The following is a 15,273-nucleotide window of genomic DNA, read 5'->3' on the forward strand; positions in this document are numbered from 1 at the left end:
AGAAAAATGAATAATATTGTTGAAACAAAAATGCTTTGCAAGGAATACGATTCAATCTATCGCGTTAAGCATTTAAGCCTCCAAGTGCGTGAGGGAGAGGTTTATGGCTTTCTGGGTCCAAACGGCGCCGGAAAGTCCACTACCATGAAGATGCTTCTGGGCCTGGCGCATCCCACCTCTGGCGATATTATAGTTTTCGGCAAACCCTTCACAGCAGAGAACCGCCTGGATATTTTAAAGCATACTGGATCGCTCATTGAATCTCCGTCCTACTACGGCCATCTGACCGCCCGAGAAAACATGTATATTTTGCAGAAGCTCTCAAATATTTCTGAAAAAGACGCTCTTGAGGCCCTGCGTATCGTGCGGCTTGACAACCAGCTGGACAAAAAAGTCAGCCAGTTCTCCTTTGGCATGAAGCAGCGCCTTGGTATCGCCATGGCCATCGCAGGCTTCCCGAAGCTTCTGATCCTCGATGAGCCTACCAACGGCCTTGACCCTGCTGGAATCGAGGAAATCCGCGAATTGATCAAATCTCTTCCCTCAAAGTACGGCATTACTGTAATGATTTCAAGCCATCTGCTCAGTGAAATCGACCAGATGGCCACCACCTGCGGCATTATCAATCATGGAGAACTTATCTTTCAGGGCAGTCTGAAATCTCTGCACGCATACAGCAGCGCCAGTATAGCTTTTAAAACCAGCAACCCGGTCGGTACAGAAGCGCTTCTGCACCGTATGAAGCCACAAATAGAAGATGACACTGTTCTTGTCCATGATATTGATGATAAAATGACCGCGCAGATCAACCGCCTGCTCATTGAAAATGGGATTGATGTCTACCGTATTGAGGAGCATGCACTGAGCCTCGAGGATATTTTCCTGAAGCTTACCGGTAAAGGAGGCGCGTTATAATGACCTATTTAAAACTGGAATTTTACAAGCTGAAACGCCGCAGGGTTTTTCTGACAACCACAATCATTCTGCTGATCCAGGCCGTCTGGGTCATTGCCGCTACAGATCAATATTTATCGAGAGGACGAATGCTTGATTTTCCCTGGGAATCCTTGCTCATGACCTTTACCTCCATGCAGGTGATTTTCTTTCCCATTGCCGCTGCAGTGCTCAGCAGCCGCATATGCGATATTGAGCATAGGGGTAATACTCTGAAATGGCTGGAGACCACCTCTGAGACCAGAAGCCGCCTTTACCTTGCCAAATTTACTGCCAGCAACCTGCTGCTCTTTATATCCTCACTCATCACCTTTGGCAGCCTGATCGTCTATGGCTTTTTCCTCAAGGATTTCTCAGCTTCCTTTCCAGTCACAGCCTTTCTGACCGCCCTTGTGGGGACAGCTCTGGTTAACGCAGCTTTGCTCGCCCTTTTCCAGGCGATCGCACTGTATTTTAAAAACCAGCTTATCGTGATGGTTGCAGGCATTGTTTCCGGCTTTCTGGGAATCATGGGAAGCCTTCTCCCATCCGCCCTGAGGCATCTGGTTTTATCCTGCTACTATTTGGATTTATCCCCGGCTGTCATGGCGTATCCCTCCGGGGAAATCCTGCTGACAGCAGTGCCTGTCTGGCCCTTTGCCGTCGCGCTTTTTCTGGGCATTATCCTTTATTTTGCCGGACGTTACTACACCTGCAAAAAAGAATTTTGAAAGGAGTCTGTTATGTTTAAAAATGCTGTTTTGGCTGAAATCCTGAAGCTTAAGGGCTCAAAAATCGCTTTACCTGTAATCCTTCTGCCCCTGATCAGTGTTCTGCTTGGCAGCGGCAACTTTGTCGCTAATCCCCACGAGCTCGTCAACGGATGGTACAGCCTCTGGACACAGGTCGCTCTGTTTTATGGTTATTTCTTTTATCCAATCATTATTTCCATCTGCTGTGCGTACACCATGCGGCTTGAAAAAAGCAATCATAACTGGAACATGATGATGACCTATCCTGTCCGACAGGGAGCTGTTATTCTGTCAAAGCTTATTATCATTTCCATAATCAGCCTGATTGTCCAGTCTTTTCTGGTAATACTCTATCTGACAGCCGGACTGCTTCTCGGTGTTAAAGGCGGCTTTCCACTGGATATTTTAAATTTCAGCCTTTGCGGCCTTGCAGCCTCCATCGCAGTAGCGGCTGTTCAGCTTTATTTATCCATGATCGTTAAAAGCTTTGCTCTGCCCATCGGCATCTGTCTTGGCACCTGTGTGCTGGGGTTGGGGCTCTGCGTCTCTGGCCTGTGGATGCTGTATCCTACTTCCCTGCTGGTCAAGGGCTTTGGCGCGCTGAACCAGGCAGCGCTCAGCCCGCTTGAGCATATTTTGTTTTTTATCCTCTGCGCTGTGTATATCCTTGTTTTCACAGGGCTGGCACTCCGTCGTCTTACAAAGCGGGACACCGCCACATCATAGACATGATACGTCGAAACGGCGTATCATGTCCTGGGCATAACAATTTAAAAAAGGTTTCTGCCGGCGATTAATCAGCAGAAACCTTTTTTATAAAATACTAACAGGGGTTAAGTGTTAGTGTCTAATCCAATTCAGCGAACGTTTTACGGCTTCTTTCCACTCCAGGCTGCGGGTGTCACGAAGCACAGGATCAATTTGGGGCTCAAAGACCTGGTCTGTGTTCAATACATTTTTGACATCCTCCAGACCGATCATGTTCACGTACAGCGCTGCCATCAGTGCTGCTCCAAGACTGGTGGCTTCCAGTGTATCAGGCCGTGAGACCCTTGCGTCACAGTAATCTGCCAGCATCTGAACCAGCAGATTGTTTTCAGAAGCGCCGCCGTCAATCTTGATTTCCTCAATTTTTACATTGCATTCCCGTTCTACTACATCCAGAATATCCTTGATGCCAAAGGCGATACATTCAAGGGTTGCGCGGGCGATATGGGCTTCTGTGGTTCCGCGGGTAATGCCAATGAGCATACCTCGGGCAAAGGGATCGTTATGTGGTGTGGTCAGTCCTACCAAAGCCGGTACAAAGTAAACGCCGTTGGTATCTGGAACAGAAGCCGCCAAAGCCTCAATATCTGAGGATTTCCGAATAATTTTCAGGCCGTCACGCAGCCACTGAACTGCTGAGCCGGTAACAGACACAAAGCCTTCAACTGCATAGGTAATGGTGTCGCCAAGCTTCCAGGCGATCAGATTATCCACGCCGCCTGAGGCAATATTAAATTTTGAGCCAATGTTGATATCCATAAAGCTGCCGGTACCATTGGTACATTTCATGGTCCCGGGCTCAAGGCAGCCCTGGGCAAACAATGCGGACTGCTGATCTGCAACCGCCCCGGTAATCGGGATTGCGCTGCCAAAAAGATCGGTGGTTCCATAATCGGAGGATTCTGACTGAATAACTGGAAAAATATCCATCGGGACACCGACGTAATCCAGAAACTCTTTGTGCCATTCACCGGTTCTAAGATCAATACAGCCACTGCTGGAGGCGTTAGAGCAGGAAACCGCATGGATCTTTCCACCTGACAGCTTCCAGATCATCCATGTATCCATGGTTCCGTACAGTGCCTCACCTCTATCAATTTTTTCTTTGATTTCCGGCACATTGTCCATATACCATTTGATAATCAGGGCATTGTTGTGCGGCGCGATCACCTTACCGGTCTCCTGTAAAATCTTTTCCGCCCATTCGGTCTGCTTAATGGCGTCTACGGCCTGTCCGGTTCGGCTGTCCTGCCATACAATGGCATTGTACAGTGGTTCACCGGTGTTTTTATCCCAGATAACGCAGGTATTCCGCTGATTGGTAATGCCCATACAGGCAATATCATCACTGCTGAGTCCTGCCTTCTCGATGGCCTCGCGGCAGACACCCACACTCTTGGCATAGATTTCCATGGCGTCATGCTCAACCATGTTTTCCTGCGGTGTATACTGCGTAAATTCCTGATAGGCCTGAGCGGCAATGTTGAAATCCGAATCAAAAATCAAAGCCCGGGTGCCAGTAGTGCCTTCATCAATTACTAATACATATTTCCCCATTTTATCTCTCCTCATATAAATATTTAATTTTACCCCTAAAATTATCTTTCGACTAACAAAACGCCCTTATTCATAATGTGGTTTGGATCAAGTGCATCCTTGAGGCGATACATCAATTCATAGGATGAGCCATGTTCCTGCGGCATCCATTTTGTCCGGTATTTTCCAGAGCCGTGATGATGTGCGATGCTTCCGCCCCGCTTCAGTGTTTCTTCCATAATAATGCTCACCAGATCCATGTAATCTTTCTGTACGGCATCGACCCCCTTATCTGCTAAGAAATTAAACCGGCAATAAATATTTGTCCCTGTGAGGTAGCTGTGTGAGGAATGTGCGCCGACAAAGGAAATATTGCTGATTTCATTCTGAATTCTCTCGATCATCGCTTCATAGATGTCCCCGATTTCAGACCAGTTGGCTGCTATTTCAGTGGTGTCTGAAACCAGCCCCTTATTGTAATTGATGGGCTTGTCAATGTTCGGGCAGGAATCGTTTCGTGTTTCCAGCCAGACCTCTACAGGCTTGGTACCCAAGTCTAACAGCTCGTATTCGCCTGCCAGTTTTTCAATGACTTCGCCTGTAACCCTCGCGATTTCCGCCGGTCCCTCCGCGATAAAGAGAAGCATGGCATAACCCTCTGGAGCGGGTGCTCCCATGCGTTCCGCTACCTCATATTTGTCATGAAGGCGCACCACTGCCGGCTTGTAGCCTGCAATCATAACTTCCCGGATAAAATCAAGTCCCCGCTTCATGCCGATAACCCCATAAGCATGCATCCATCTATTCTCCGGCTTGTAGGGATACAGCTTTAAGGAAACCTCTGTCACAAAGCCCAGCATCCCCTCACTGCCAATAAACAGATGTCTGAGATCTGGCCCGGTAGAGCGTCTCGGCACATTTTTTATACGGACAATAGTGCCGTCTGCCAGCACCGCTTCCAGCCCGACGATCACATCCTCAATACCGCCGTAAAGGGTTGAAAACTGGCCGATGCTCCGAGTTGCCACCAGACCGCCCAGGCTGGCAAGGGGCAGGGACTGCGGATAGTGCCCGGTGGTGAAACCCTTTTTGTTCAGCACCTCTTCAAGGTATTCCAGAGGTGTGCCGCACTTGGCGGTTACAATCCGGTTTTCCTCGTCAATCTCAATAATCTCATTCATATCTGAGCCATCTAAAATCACACCGCCCTCTACGGGCTCCAAGCCCATGGTAACGCTGGAACCGCCGGTTCTGGGAACTACATCGGCCTTGTTTGCATTTAAAAATTTTAATACTTCTGAAGCCTGCTGGGTGTCAGCGGGTTTTACAACACAGGCGGCCTTTGGTACCCATATTTTTCCATCTGACCTGTGATAACGTCGAAAACCAATATAATCTCTGGATGCCACTTCAATACTGGCATCGTCTGTGATTACCCGGTCGTCACCGACCACCTTTTTAAGACCTAAAATCAACTCTTCCTGTTTCATGCGCTTTCTCCAATCTGTTGTGTATTTTATTTAAAACGGCTAAGCCGTTATTTCAGCGATTTCCTTCAATAAATCTTCATTAATGGTGTAGCACTGGCTGAACACGCGGTCCATCAGCTTCTGGTATATGGCATGGTGCTCTGCGATCGGGGTATAGGTTTCTGTCTGCTGCCCCATGGCTTCGACAGCCTGCTGAAAATCCGGAAAGATCCCTGCGCCCACCGCCGCGCAGATAGCACAGCCTAAAGAACAGGTTTCAGTTTCGACAGATTTTTTAACCGGGATATTGAATACATCCGCAATGGTCTGAACGGCTGTGACGCTCTTGCTCCCACCACCGCCCACGCGAAGCTCTGTGATGGATTTTCTAATGATGCCGCACATTTCATCTGTGCTGACTTTAAGCTGCATCACAATGCCTTCGATCAGTGATCGGAACATGTGGGCTCTTTTATGGCGGTGGTCAAAACCAATAAACATGCCCTTGGCAGCAGGCTTATCCCAGTTGGATTTCCAGTCTGGAATCGTCACCAGCCCCTCGCTGCCTGCCGGAATGCTCTCCGCCTCCCTGTCAAGGTAGGCTTCAGTGGTCATCCCTAGCTTCTCTGCCTTGGCGTCAAGCCCTTCTGCCAGATTGTCCCTAAACCATGACACCAGCCAAAACCCCTTTGATATTGCCGCCTCGGCATGCCATGTACCTGGAACAGACGCCAGATAAGTGCGGTGCTTCAGCTTTTTGTAAGCATCTGGGATATATTTTTCTCCCACGATGTCCAGGCCGCTCAGGGTTCCCAGCGTAATGTATGCCTGCCCGTCACTGATGGAGCCAGATCCTAAAACCTCACACTGCTTATCACCCGCACAGGCCACCACCGGGCAGCCCTCTGGAAATCCTGTAAGCGCCGCCGCTTCCGCTGTGATGTGACCCATCACCTGCCCAGGCTCCACAAAGCGCGCCAGCTGGCTGCGCTTCAGCCCCATCTTTTCAAAAACCTCATCATCCTCATAAAGCGCCCACTGCTCCCGGTCTACAGGCATTCCCAGATTGTTGGCCAGGGTATCCACATAGCCGCCAAAAAGCTGATAGCCCATGTAGCCCGGAGCCGTCAGATATTTGTGTATCTTTCCGGCAAGCACTGGGGAATTCGTTTTCATCCAGTTCATTCTTGAATAATTTCTAAGATAATCACACCAGGGATCCATCTCTTCAGTGGACGGCGGCAAATGACCGGCGTTCTCACGCCACCGCAAATCCATCCAGCTGATGGGCCTGCAAAGCTGGCGGTTATCCTCTCCGACAAAAAAGGTGGTTCCCCGCTGCCCGGATAAGCCGATCGCAGCGATTTCATGAACATCGCCCTTGAATTTTGAAAACAAATCGTCGCAGGCATGGCAGAGGCCGTTCCACAGATCGTCATAGTCATGTACTGCATAGCCTGCCTTTTCAGCAATCAACGGCGGATGGGCGGCGGTGCCCATACAGACCTTCTGGCCTCTGGTATCAAAAATGATCACTCTGGTGCTCTGTGTGCCGCTGTCAATACCTACCACATATTTTTTATCCATTACTCTTTACCCCTCATTGCGTTTGTGTCTATTTATTCATCTTTTCCAGAAAATTGGTCCCCTGTTCTGAAAAATTGATCTCACTCCAGTCCCTGCCCAGTTTTTTGGCAAGGATCTCAATAACCCGCGGCTGGCAGAAGCCCCCCTGGCATCGGCCCATCCCGGCTCTTGTACGCCGTTTTATGGCCTCGATGGATGCCGGCATAACCGGACTGTCGAGGGCCTCCAATATCTCACCCTCAGTGATGGTCTCACAGCGGCAGACAATTTTTCCAAAGGAAGGCTCTCTCTCGATCAGTTTCCTCTTCTCATCCGGCGGCAGTTTTCTGAAAAGTGTTTTGGGCTTTTCCCGCGGCTGATAATCCTGACGGACTTCAAGTTTTCTGTTTTTCTTCTCAAAATCCTCCAGCACGATATCCTCGACCATTTTGGCGATGGCTGGCGCCGAGGCCAGCCCAGGCGACTGGATCCCCGCTACATTGATAAAGCCGTCGGTCACCGGAGACATCTCAATGATAAAATCCTCTTTAAAATCCGCTGCCCTCACCCCTGTAAAAACGCGGATAAGGTCTCGCTGCCCCACGTTCTTGTGCTGGTTGCAGCTCATGGCATATTCCAAGCCATCTGGGTCGGTCGCGGTGTCCTCCTTATTCCAGACCTCTTTGGCTGACGGGCCAAGCAGGTAATTCCCCTCTGGTGTTTTGCAGCAGCCTCCGCCCTTCGATTCAACATTTTTGATGTTTTTCATCCGGTTTTCAAGGGCGTTTCCCACAAAGCCCATCTGGGGCCTGTAGGGATACTGCTTGGCCTTATCCAGAATGGCGATGGTTCCCTTTCTTGGATGAATGGTAAAGGAACGGTCTCCCGCCATTTCTGAAAGATCATCGGCGTAAACGCCAGCACAGTTAATGACACAGCCCGCCTTGATAATGCCCTTTGGCGTCACTACGCCTTCAACTCTGCCATCATGCCTCAGCACATCACAAACCGGCGTGTTAAACCAGAATTTAACACCGTTATGAGCGGCGTTCTCGGCCAGTGCCACTGTGACGTCATAGGGTTCCACATGGGCCAGGCTTGGCAGCCAGACTGCCGCGATGGGCGGATTGTCCAGCTTTCTGAGTTCTGGCTCGATGGCCATTGCCTGCTCGCCGTCGAGCATCTCAATGCCGTCCACACCGTTTTCCACACCCTTGTCATAGCGCTCCTTAAGGGCCGGGATGTAAGCCTCCTCCCATGCAATATACATCAGGCCGTTCCGCTGAAATACAAACCCCAGCTCATCTGCCCACCTGTCATACATCCGGTTTCCCAATATATTGAGCCTGGCTTTAAGGGTTCCGGTTTTGGCCGCGTGACCCGGATGAATATTACCATTATTGGCTTTAGATGCACCCGTACAGACGTCATCATTCTTTTCGACAACAATAATTTTCAAAGGATACTTAGCCAGTTCCCGCGCAATTCCACAGCCGATGACGCCCGCTCCGGCAATGACAACATCCGCTTCTCCCACCAGTCCGGCTTCAAAGCCCTTTGCCCGTCCGCTCTGGTAGTCCTTTCTGGGAATCTCCAGTCCCTTTACCCACATATCGCTGACGACATTTTTTACTCCCGGCACATTGGCTGCACTGTGTCCCACATCAATTAACTGCTTCCAGTCCACGCACTCTCCTGCCAGTGTTACGATCTGTCTTTCGTCGACTGAAACCTTGATTTCAAGCCCAGGATATGCTTCCCTGAGCGCCTTTTCTACTGTGTTTTTTATGCTGTTCATACTTCTCTCTCCCACGTCAGCCGTTTATGTCCATTTAGGTTTATTTTTAAGGACATATTAGGACATTTTATCTTTTTTGTCAAGGCTTTTTTGGTTTATGTTTCCTTTTTGAACATTTCTTAAGTTTTTTTGCACTAAAAAAACCGGTATGGGAAATTTTCGTATTTTCCCATACCGGTTTTATCATTTGTTATTCAGCAATTATGACGGTCAGCCCCATTTCCTCATAGTGCTTGACCATTTCTTTGTCTGCCTCTGCATCGGTCACCAGGACGTCGCCCGGGCGCAGTGTTGACACATTAATGAAATCTCGTTTAAAAAGCTTGCCAGCGTCCATGAGCGCGACCAGCCTTTTGGAGTGGTTCGCCAGCTGCCGGTATACACCGTACTCGGCAGGGCCGCGGTGGAAAAGGTTTCCCTGTTCATCCACTGTTGTGGCGGATACAAAGGCCAGATCAAAGTAAAAATCCCGCAGTGTGTTTTCTGCAATGGTGCCTGAAGTGCTGAGGGTATGCTTTGTGATTTCTCCGCCCACCATAAAGATACCGATCTCACTGCGGCTGTTGAGCTGGTTGACTACTGTGACAGAATCGGTCACAACATAAAGGCGCTTAGTATTGTCAATATGCTCTGTAAAATGATAGAGTGATGAACCGGCGCCGATAAAAATCTTCTGGCCATGCTCAATCAGTCCTGTGGCCTTGAGCCCCATTCGTTTCTTTTTGTCTGCCTCGATGTTCAGACGAAGCTCCAGAGGCTTTTCTCTGAGGATATCCTCCTTGACAAGCTGTGCCCCGCCATGAGTCCTCAAAAGCTCTCCCTCGGATTCCAGAAGCTCCAGATCCCTGCGGATGGTCTTCGTGGTTACCTGAAAAATTTCACTGAGCTGGGAAACGCTAACGGTCCCCTGCTGTTGCAATAGCTGAATAATTTGTTCTAATCGTGGATTTTTCAACGTTCTCCCTCCTCTATTGGTTAAGCATAGCCTAAGTTATTTTAAAAGTCAAGGGGCGCAGACGGTGAAGGTACGTCGTTTCGACGTACCTTCACCGATGGATTTACTGGTCCTCTGTTTTTTCCTCCACGACCGGGTCAATATGGATTGTCACATCACAGTGGCACTGGCTTTCAAGCTCGTCCTCGATACTGGTAATAATCTCGTGGGCGGTAACCATGTCCAGCTGGCTGGACATTTCCACATGCAGGGAAATATCGGCGTGAGCCGGGCCATAGTCGTGAATGAGCAGCTCATGCATTCCTCTGATCTCTGGATGGGCCATGACGATGCGGTGAATTTTCTCCACAAAGCCCTCGTCTGGAGGTGCGCCAATCAGGGGCTGTACTGAGTCCTTCGCGGATTTAATACCTGTTATCAGGATAAAGGCCGCCACGATTACACCCATATAACCGTCCAGATCATAGCCTGCAAAATAATTGATGGCCATACCGATCAGCACCACCAGTGTAGCCAGGCTGTCACTGATACTGTCCAGGGCTGTGGCCTCCATGGCTGAGGAATTAATCCTCCGTCCCAGCTTCCGGTTAAACAAAAACATCCAGAGTTTCACTAAAATCGAAGCGACCAAAATAACAAAAACCACAAGGCTTACCGAGGTCTCCGCCGGGTTTAAAATCCGTTCTACAGACGATTTAAGCAGCTCAACTCCCATGAGGATAATGGCAACGGATATAAACAGCGCGCTGAGGTACTCGATGCGTCCATGGCCGTAGGGGTGCCCGGGGTCAGCAGGCTTTCCCGCCATTTTAAAGCCCAGCAGTGTGATGATTGAGGAGCCGGCGTCCGACAGGTTGTTGACCGCATCAGCTACTATAGAGATGGCACCTGTCACAAAGCCCAGCAAAAGCTTTCCCAGAAACAGCAGCAGATTGCAGGCAATGCCTACACCGCCGCTTAATACACCGTAGGCCTGTCGGACATCCGGGTCTCCGGTTTTATCGCCCTCCTTAATAAAAAGGCGTACCAGTAAACGGGTCATTAATTACTTCCTTTCTCAGTTAAAAAAGAGCTGCCGCACTCTGTGCAGCAGCTTTCCATTCATTATTTTACCGCAATAAATTCAATCTCGACCTTGGCATCTTTGGGTATTCTGGCTGCCTGCACACAGGAACGGGCCGGCTGGTTTTCTGTAAAATACTCGCCGTAAATATCGTTCAGCACAGTAAAATTGGCAAGATCATCGACAAAAATTGTGGTTTTAACCACATCAGAATAGTCATATCCCGCCTCTTTTAAAACTGCGCCCACATTAAGCATCACCTGTTTTGCCTGGGCCTCAAAGGCTTCTGGCATTTCGCCTGTGGCTGGGTCAATCCCCAGCTGCCCGGAGGCATACAGGGTGCCGTCTACTACCAGCGCCTGAGAATATGGGCCAAGGGCCGCTGGGGCTTTATCTGTTGCTACTTTTGTTTTCATGATTGTTCTCTCCTTTGTCGTCACTTAAAATGTTTTGCGCGCCTTCAGAAACAGCTAAAATACTGTCATCTGCTGGTGCCTCGTGCTTTTTAAAGCGATGCTTAAACCACATCAGTCCACCCTGAGACATGCCTTCTCCGCTCTCTCCGTCATCAAAGGTTGAGACGAACAGGAAACGCCGGATAGCAAACAGGATGGCGATGGATATAATACTCATCAAATTTTCGAAGGGCGTGGTATGCTCAACGATCAGCTCTCTGGCAATGGCAAACAGTAAAACCTCTATGACCGATGCGGTGGAGTGCTTAATCAGCATTTTGAGAAACTCAATGCCGATGAGCGTGTTAAAGGCATAGCCCAAAAACACCCGGAAGGCCTGCGAATCGCCGTAATTTCCTATAAACTGCCAGAGATCGGGAATCAGAGCAAGGGCTGAAATAATAATGGCAATGGCGATGAGGACAGCGATAAAAATCTCCAATATACGCACAAAGCCCAAAAGCTTATTTTGAATTTTATGTTGCATTGTCTCCTCCTGTTTATGGTTCCCACTGCATTATACCATAATCCTTCCCTGTCTTAAAGCATATCTCCATTATTTTCATCCAGGCGGGCTCTTTCTTTCTTTTTGCGGCGCAAATGATACACATCATAGCCCATGAGCAGCAGCAGGGCGCCGCCCATCACACCGGCAAACACCATAAACAGCTGCCGCATAAACAGCACTGTGTCCCACTTCATGGGACTGCCGTAGATAAACGGAAAGGCACAGATAAATGAAAAGACCGTAAATGCCATGAACAGCCCAATATACGCTTTTTTCCAGGGCTTTGCCTGGGGTGTACAGCCCATATACTTAAACAGATAGGCCACACCCAGCATCAGGAAAGGAATCATCGGGAAGTAGTGATACAAAAAGGTATCCCGCGTGATAAAAAGCCAGGGAATCATCTGGGAAAAGTAACCAACGCCAATGACGATACCGGCAGAATGGCGTTTCCATATCCCATGGACCAACGCAAAAGCTGTGCCGAAAAGGCCAATTCCCCAGACCATCGGGTTGCCAGTCGCGTAAAGATAAATGGTTTCCGGCGCCTTCTGATAATAGTAAAACACTGGTTTTAAAGCCAGGAGCCAGGTGTACCATTTAGAGGAATAGGGATGGTGGTAATGGGTCGAAGCCCCGGTGTGGTAGCCGAACATCTGCTGCTGATGGCCGAAAAACACCTCAAAAAACCCTTTATCGGGTATGGTGCCCGCATAAGGAATATAGGACAGCGTGTAAATGGTCACCGGAATGACGATAAAAGCCAGGCAGCAGAAAAAGGACTCGCCCAGCCTTTGACGCCGGACACCTTTATCGCCCTTTACCATATCCCGGATGAACCAGTAAAAATACAGAACCGCCAGCCCAAGGGCCGCGTAACAGCCTGACCACTTGGTGCCAATGGCAAGGCCGGTAAAAATCCCACTGAGCAGCAAAAACACATACCGGGCGGGCTTTGATGTACTGATGTGAAAAAAGTACAGGAAGGCATACATGGCCAGAATAAAAAAGACAAGAAAGGCGTCCAGGGTCCCGATCCGCGTCTGTGTATAATGCAAAAAATCGAAGGCCAACAGCAATGTGGCAATACCAGACCACAGCGGTGATTTGAAAAGTGCCTTGCCGAAGAAATAGAGCAGCGGCAGCATGGCGATACCGAAAAGCACCTGCATAAAGCGGAAACCAAAGGGCGTTCTGCCAAAAAGATCCATTCCCAGGCCAATGATCAGCCTGCCCACCGGGGGATGATCCATCTCGGCCACACTCAGGCCATCCTGCATTTCCAGCGCCGAGGCTGGAAAATAGCTCTCATCAAAGTAAGCGCTGTTCAGCCGGTCTGAGGTGGTCCGCACTGTCTCCGGCTCATCCAGAAGCCTCGCGGAACCTTCATTAAGAGGCGTTGCCGCCAGCCTGTTCCCGTTTTCGTCATAAAATGCCACCTCGCTTAGTACCAGACGGTTGGCAGTATCCAGCTTTTTAACTTTGATGTAACGGGTACTCTCATTCGTATTCAGCGGGTAGTGGTACCAGATCATGGCCGCTGTATAGTCGGTGTCGTCGTCCCGGGTATCGAAGGCCTGTTTCCAGTTCACGCCATCATCTGAGCATAATATCTGTATCCCTACATATTTTGAGGAATCATTGACTGTTGGATACAGCGCGATGGATATGGGCTGCTTCTGAAGCTCAAATTCAGCGGCGGGTGTCCCCTCCTCCATATCATAATAGGTCTGGGGCTCAACTCTTGAGCCCAGGTTCCAGTAGCCAACAACGCTGTAAATCAGGATCACTGCCACCAGAAAAATGATTTCCTTTTTACTGAGATGATAAAACTTTTCTGTCATTCTGATCATTTTCCTTTCTTTTATTTTTAAAGAGCAGGGCTATCCCTACAATGACGCCCACGAGACTGATGGTCTCACTGACACGCCGGAGAGGAGTCCCTTTATATTGGACAATCAAAGTTCCAGTTTCATTAACCGCTACTTCTGCCATGCCATTTACGTTTCGATAAACCTCGACGCGATTACCATTAAGCAAGGCTTCATACCCACTATAATAAATGAGCGGCAGTTCATTTAAACCGTTTCGTTCTAATTCTATTTTATATAGACTATAATCAGTGCGTTTTGCAGCATTTTGATGGCGTTTCTGTGATTCCTGGATGTGTGATAAAGTGACATCCTCAGGTAAATACTCGCATCCTGCGGCAAAGGTAGGATATGTATTGACAACCATCTGCGCATAATTCTTATAAGTATACGCAACATTTACAAAATACGCTATAAGCATGATTCCAGCTGCGATGGCTGCGATGATCAGCTGGTTTTCCCTTTTTTCTGTCATACTCTCAATGATTCTGCCAGAAGCGAAGCACCAGAACACCGAGATAAACAGATAGAAGCGCCATGGAAACTGGAGGGTTGACAGTACATTCTCAAACAAATGCCAGGGAAAATATGCCGATGCGCAGAACAGCAGAAGCAGGCCAGACAGCGAAAGAATCTGTATCAGCTTGTCACTTCTGTTAAAAAACAGACCCGCTATTACCAGCAGTGTCAGCGCCAGACCAATCCCAGCCGGCGGTACATATTTTTCGCCGATACTTTGGGGTATTGCCAGAATCAAATTTTTAAGAGGCACGGCCCAGTTCGAAATACTCCCGAGCAGTCCGGTATCGCCCCAAACAGGATTAACCACCAGCTGTTCCAGCATGGGCAGCAGAAAAAACAGAGTCAGGACAATGCTCCAAAGCGCTGCTTTCCCAAGTGCCGCCAGCCTTTTCGGCTCGCGGGCCAGCCTTGGTATATTGAACAGCAGGAAGACAGCGGCGAATCCCCCTATCAGCACGGCGGTCAGGACATGTGAAAGCACCAGACCGCTGAAACCGGTGAACAGCAAGGGCCACTTCTCCTTCTCGCCGTAAACCACCTGCCAGAAGCCTGCCACAATAAGCGGCAGAAAGACAAAGGCCAGAAGCTCCCCCACCGACGACCGCTGATAAAGGTCAGTGGTGTGAAAGGAACACAGGAGATAAAGCACGGTAGAAGCCGAGGCCGCAAAATCAGACCGCCATACCGATTTGACCGAAAGGTACATGGTACAGGCCATAGCGCCTGTGAGCAAAACCAAAAAAGCCTTGTAGGCCGTGATGGCCGGCATGCCCAAAAGCGACAGTACTGACGGAATATACAAAAAGAAATCCGGATAAAAAAGCCCGTTGCCATAGCCGTAGCCATTAAAATAATCGGCATAGACTCCCGGCAAAAAAATGCCATTTTTAAGACCTTCTGCGATCGAGACGACCCTGGAAAGATGGAAGCTTGCATCATTTCCAAAGGGGATGCCCTCCTTAAGAAGCAAGGGCAGCACCACTGCCAAAGCTGCCAGAAAAGGGGTACCCCACCAAAGAATTTGTTTATTTTTTATAAAGAATTTTTTAGATTCCATTCTTTTCTCTCATTCTTTTC

13 protein-coding genes are annotated in these 15,273 nt (G+C 49.0%); 3 read left to right on the forward strand and 10 right to left on the reverse strand.

All coding sequences use genetic code 11. The features are described from left to right. The first annotated feature begins 6 nt into the window (after positions 1-6). From FYJ53_RS18190 to FYJ53_RS18200, 3 genes are read left to right on the forward strand one after another with little or no spacing between them, the layout of a single operon-like run. On the forward strand, positions 7-915 hold the full coding sequence (locus FYJ53_RS18190; RefSeq protein WP_154557581.1) for an ABC transporter ATP-binding protein: 909 nt from the start codon (positions 7-9) through the stop codon (positions 913-915). Continuing rightward, entirely contained in the window at positions 915-1,664 is a 750-nt protein-coding gene (locus tag FYJ53_RS18195; protein WP_148430609.1) for an ABC transporter permease, read from the forward strand. Before FYJ53_RS18190 ends, FYJ53_RS18195 begins: the two co-directional genes overlap by 1 nt. A gap of 12 nt (positions 1,665-1,676) precedes the next feature. Beyond that, positions 1,677-2,411 (forward strand): ABC transporter permease, encoded by a 735-nt coding sequence (locus tag FYJ53_RS18200; protein ID WP_154557582.1) that lies wholly within the window; start codon positions 1,677-1,679, stop codon positions 2,409-2,411. A 114-nt stretch (positions 2,412-2,525) separates the two neighbouring features. On the opposite strand, the gene FYJ53_RS18205 is transcribed toward FYJ53_RS18200, so the two are convergent. The 10 genes from FYJ53_RS18205 to FYJ53_RS18250 all read right to left on the reverse strand — a co-directional run bounded on the left by FYJ53_RS18205 (position 2,526) and on the right by FYJ53_RS18250 (position 15,253). Then, a complete protein-coding gene (locus FYJ53_RS18205; RefSeq protein ID WP_148430607.1) occupies positions 2,526-4,010 on the reverse strand; it encodes a glycerol kinase GlpK in 1,485 nt (494 codons plus the stop codon). A 41-nt stretch (positions 4,011-4,051) separates the two neighbouring features. Beyond that, on the reverse strand, positions 4,052-5,479 hold the full coding sequence (locus FYJ53_RS18210; protein WP_154557583.1) for an FAD-binding oxidoreductase: 1,428 nt from the start codon (positions 5,477-5,479) through the stop codon (positions 4,052-4,054). 39 nt (positions 5,480-5,518) lie between these two features. Beyond that, entirely contained in the window at positions 5,519-7,045 is a 1,527-nt protein-coding gene (locus tag FYJ53_RS18215) for an FGGY-family carbohydrate kinase (protein ID WP_154557584.1), read from the reverse strand. A 28-nt stretch (positions 7,046-7,073) separates the two neighbouring features. Continuing rightward, entirely contained in the window at positions 7,074-8,822 is a 1,749-nt protein-coding gene (locus tag FYJ53_RS18220; RefSeq protein WP_154557585.1) for an FAD-dependent oxidoreductase, read from the reverse strand. Positions 8,823-9,012: 190 nt separating this feature from the next. Next, on the reverse strand, positions 9,013-9,777 hold the full coding sequence (locus tag FYJ53_RS18225; RefSeq protein WP_148430460.1) for a DeoR/GlpR family DNA-binding transcription regulator: 765 nt from the start codon (positions 9,775-9,777) through the stop codon (positions 9,013-9,015). Positions 9,778-9,880: 103 nt separating this feature from the next. After that, positions 9,881-10,819, reverse strand: a complete 939-nt coding sequence (locus tag FYJ53_RS18230) for a cation diffusion facilitator family transporter (protein ID WP_148430458.1) — start codon at positions 10,817-10,819, stop codon at positions 9,881-9,883. A gap of 62 nt (positions 10,820-10,881) precedes the next feature. Continuing rightward, complete coding sequence (locus FYJ53_RS18235; RefSeq protein WP_148430456.1) at positions 10,882-11,256, reverse strand: RidA family protein; 375 nt, start codon at positions 11,254-11,256, stop codon at positions 10,882-10,884. Then, positions 11,231-11,782: a phosphate-starvation-inducible PsiE family protein gene (locus FYJ53_RS18240; protein WP_090412543.1), complete on the reverse strand. Its 552-nt coding sequence runs from the start codon at positions 11,780-11,782 to the stop codon at positions 11,231-11,233. The genes FYJ53_RS18235 and FYJ53_RS18240 overlap by 26 nt, the downstream gene beginning before the upstream one ends. Before the next feature lie 53 nt (positions 11,783-11,835). Next, the gene (locus FYJ53_RS18245; protein WP_195840272.1) at positions 11,836-13,647 is read right to left on the reverse strand and encodes a phospholipid carrier-dependent glycosyltransferase; all 1,812 of its coding nucleotides are present in this window, start codon (positions 13,645-13,647) and stop codon (positions 11,836-11,838) included. Continuing rightward, on the reverse strand, positions 13,619-15,253 hold the full coding sequence (locus tag FYJ53_RS18250) for a 6-pyruvoyl-tetrahydropterin synthase-related protein (RefSeq protein WP_148430452.1): 1,635 nt from the start codon (positions 15,251-15,253) through the stop codon (positions 13,619-13,621). Before FYJ53_RS18250 ends, FYJ53_RS18245 begins: the two co-directional genes overlap by 29 nt. Positions 15,254-15,273 lie beyond the last annotated feature (20 nt).

Source organism: Eubacterium sp. BL-380-WT-2B (genome assembly GCF_009696115.1).
GTDB lineage: Bacteria > Bacillota > Clostridia > Eubacteriales > Eubacteriaceae > Eubacterium > Eubacterium callanderi.

What these genes read in the sequence shown, in the direction of transcription:
- FYJ53_RS18190 (WP_154557581.1), top strand. Translation starts at nt 7, where the DNA reads ATGAATAATATTGTTGAAACAAAAATGCTTTGCAAGGAATACGATTCA.
- FYJ53_RS18195 (WP_148430609.1), top strand. Translation starts at nt 915, where the DNA reads ATGACCTATTTAAAACTGGAATTTTACAAGCTGAAACGCCGCAGGGTT.
- FYJ53_RS18200 (WP_154557582.1), top strand. Translation starts at nt 1,677, where the DNA reads ATGTTTAAAAATGCTGTTTTGGCTGAAATCCTGAAGCTTAAGGGCTCA.
- FYJ53_RS18205 (WP_148430607.1), bottom strand. Translation starts at nt 4,010, where the DNA reads ATGGGGAAATATGTATTAGTAATTGATGAAGGCACTACTGGCACCCGG.
- FYJ53_RS18210 (WP_154557583.1), bottom strand. Translation starts at nt 5,479, where the DNA reads ATGAAACAGGAAGAGTTGATTTTAGGTCTTAAAAAGGTGGTCGGTGAC.
- FYJ53_RS18215 (WP_154557584.1), bottom strand. Translation starts at nt 7,045, where the DNA reads ATGGATAAAAAATATGTGGTAGGTATTGACAGCGGCACACAGAGCACC.
- FYJ53_RS18220 (WP_154557585.1), bottom strand. Translation starts at nt 8,822, where the DNA reads ATGAACAGCATAAAAAACACAGTAGAAAAGGCGCTCAGGGAAGCATAT.
- FYJ53_RS18230 (WP_148430458.1), bottom strand. Translation starts at nt 10,819, where the DNA reads ATGACCCGTTTACTGGTACGCCTTTTTATTAAGGAGGGCGATAAAACC.
- FYJ53_RS18235 (WP_148430456.1), bottom strand. Translation starts at nt 11,256, where the DNA reads ATGAAAACAAAAGTAGCAACAGATAAAGCCCCAGCGGCCCTTGGCCCA.
- FYJ53_RS18240 (WP_090412543.1), bottom strand. Translation starts at nt 11,782, where the DNA reads ATGCAACATAAAATTCAAAATAAGCTTTTGGGCTTTGTGCGTATATTG.
- FYJ53_RS18245 (WP_195840272.1), bottom strand. Translation starts at nt 13,647, where the DNA reads ATGACAGAAAAGTTTTATCATCTCAGTAAAAAGGAAATCATTTTTCTG.
- FYJ53_RS18250 (WP_148430452.1), bottom strand. Translation starts at nt 15,253, where the DNA reads ATGGAATCTAAAAAATTCTTTATAAAAAATAAACAAATTCTTTGGTGG.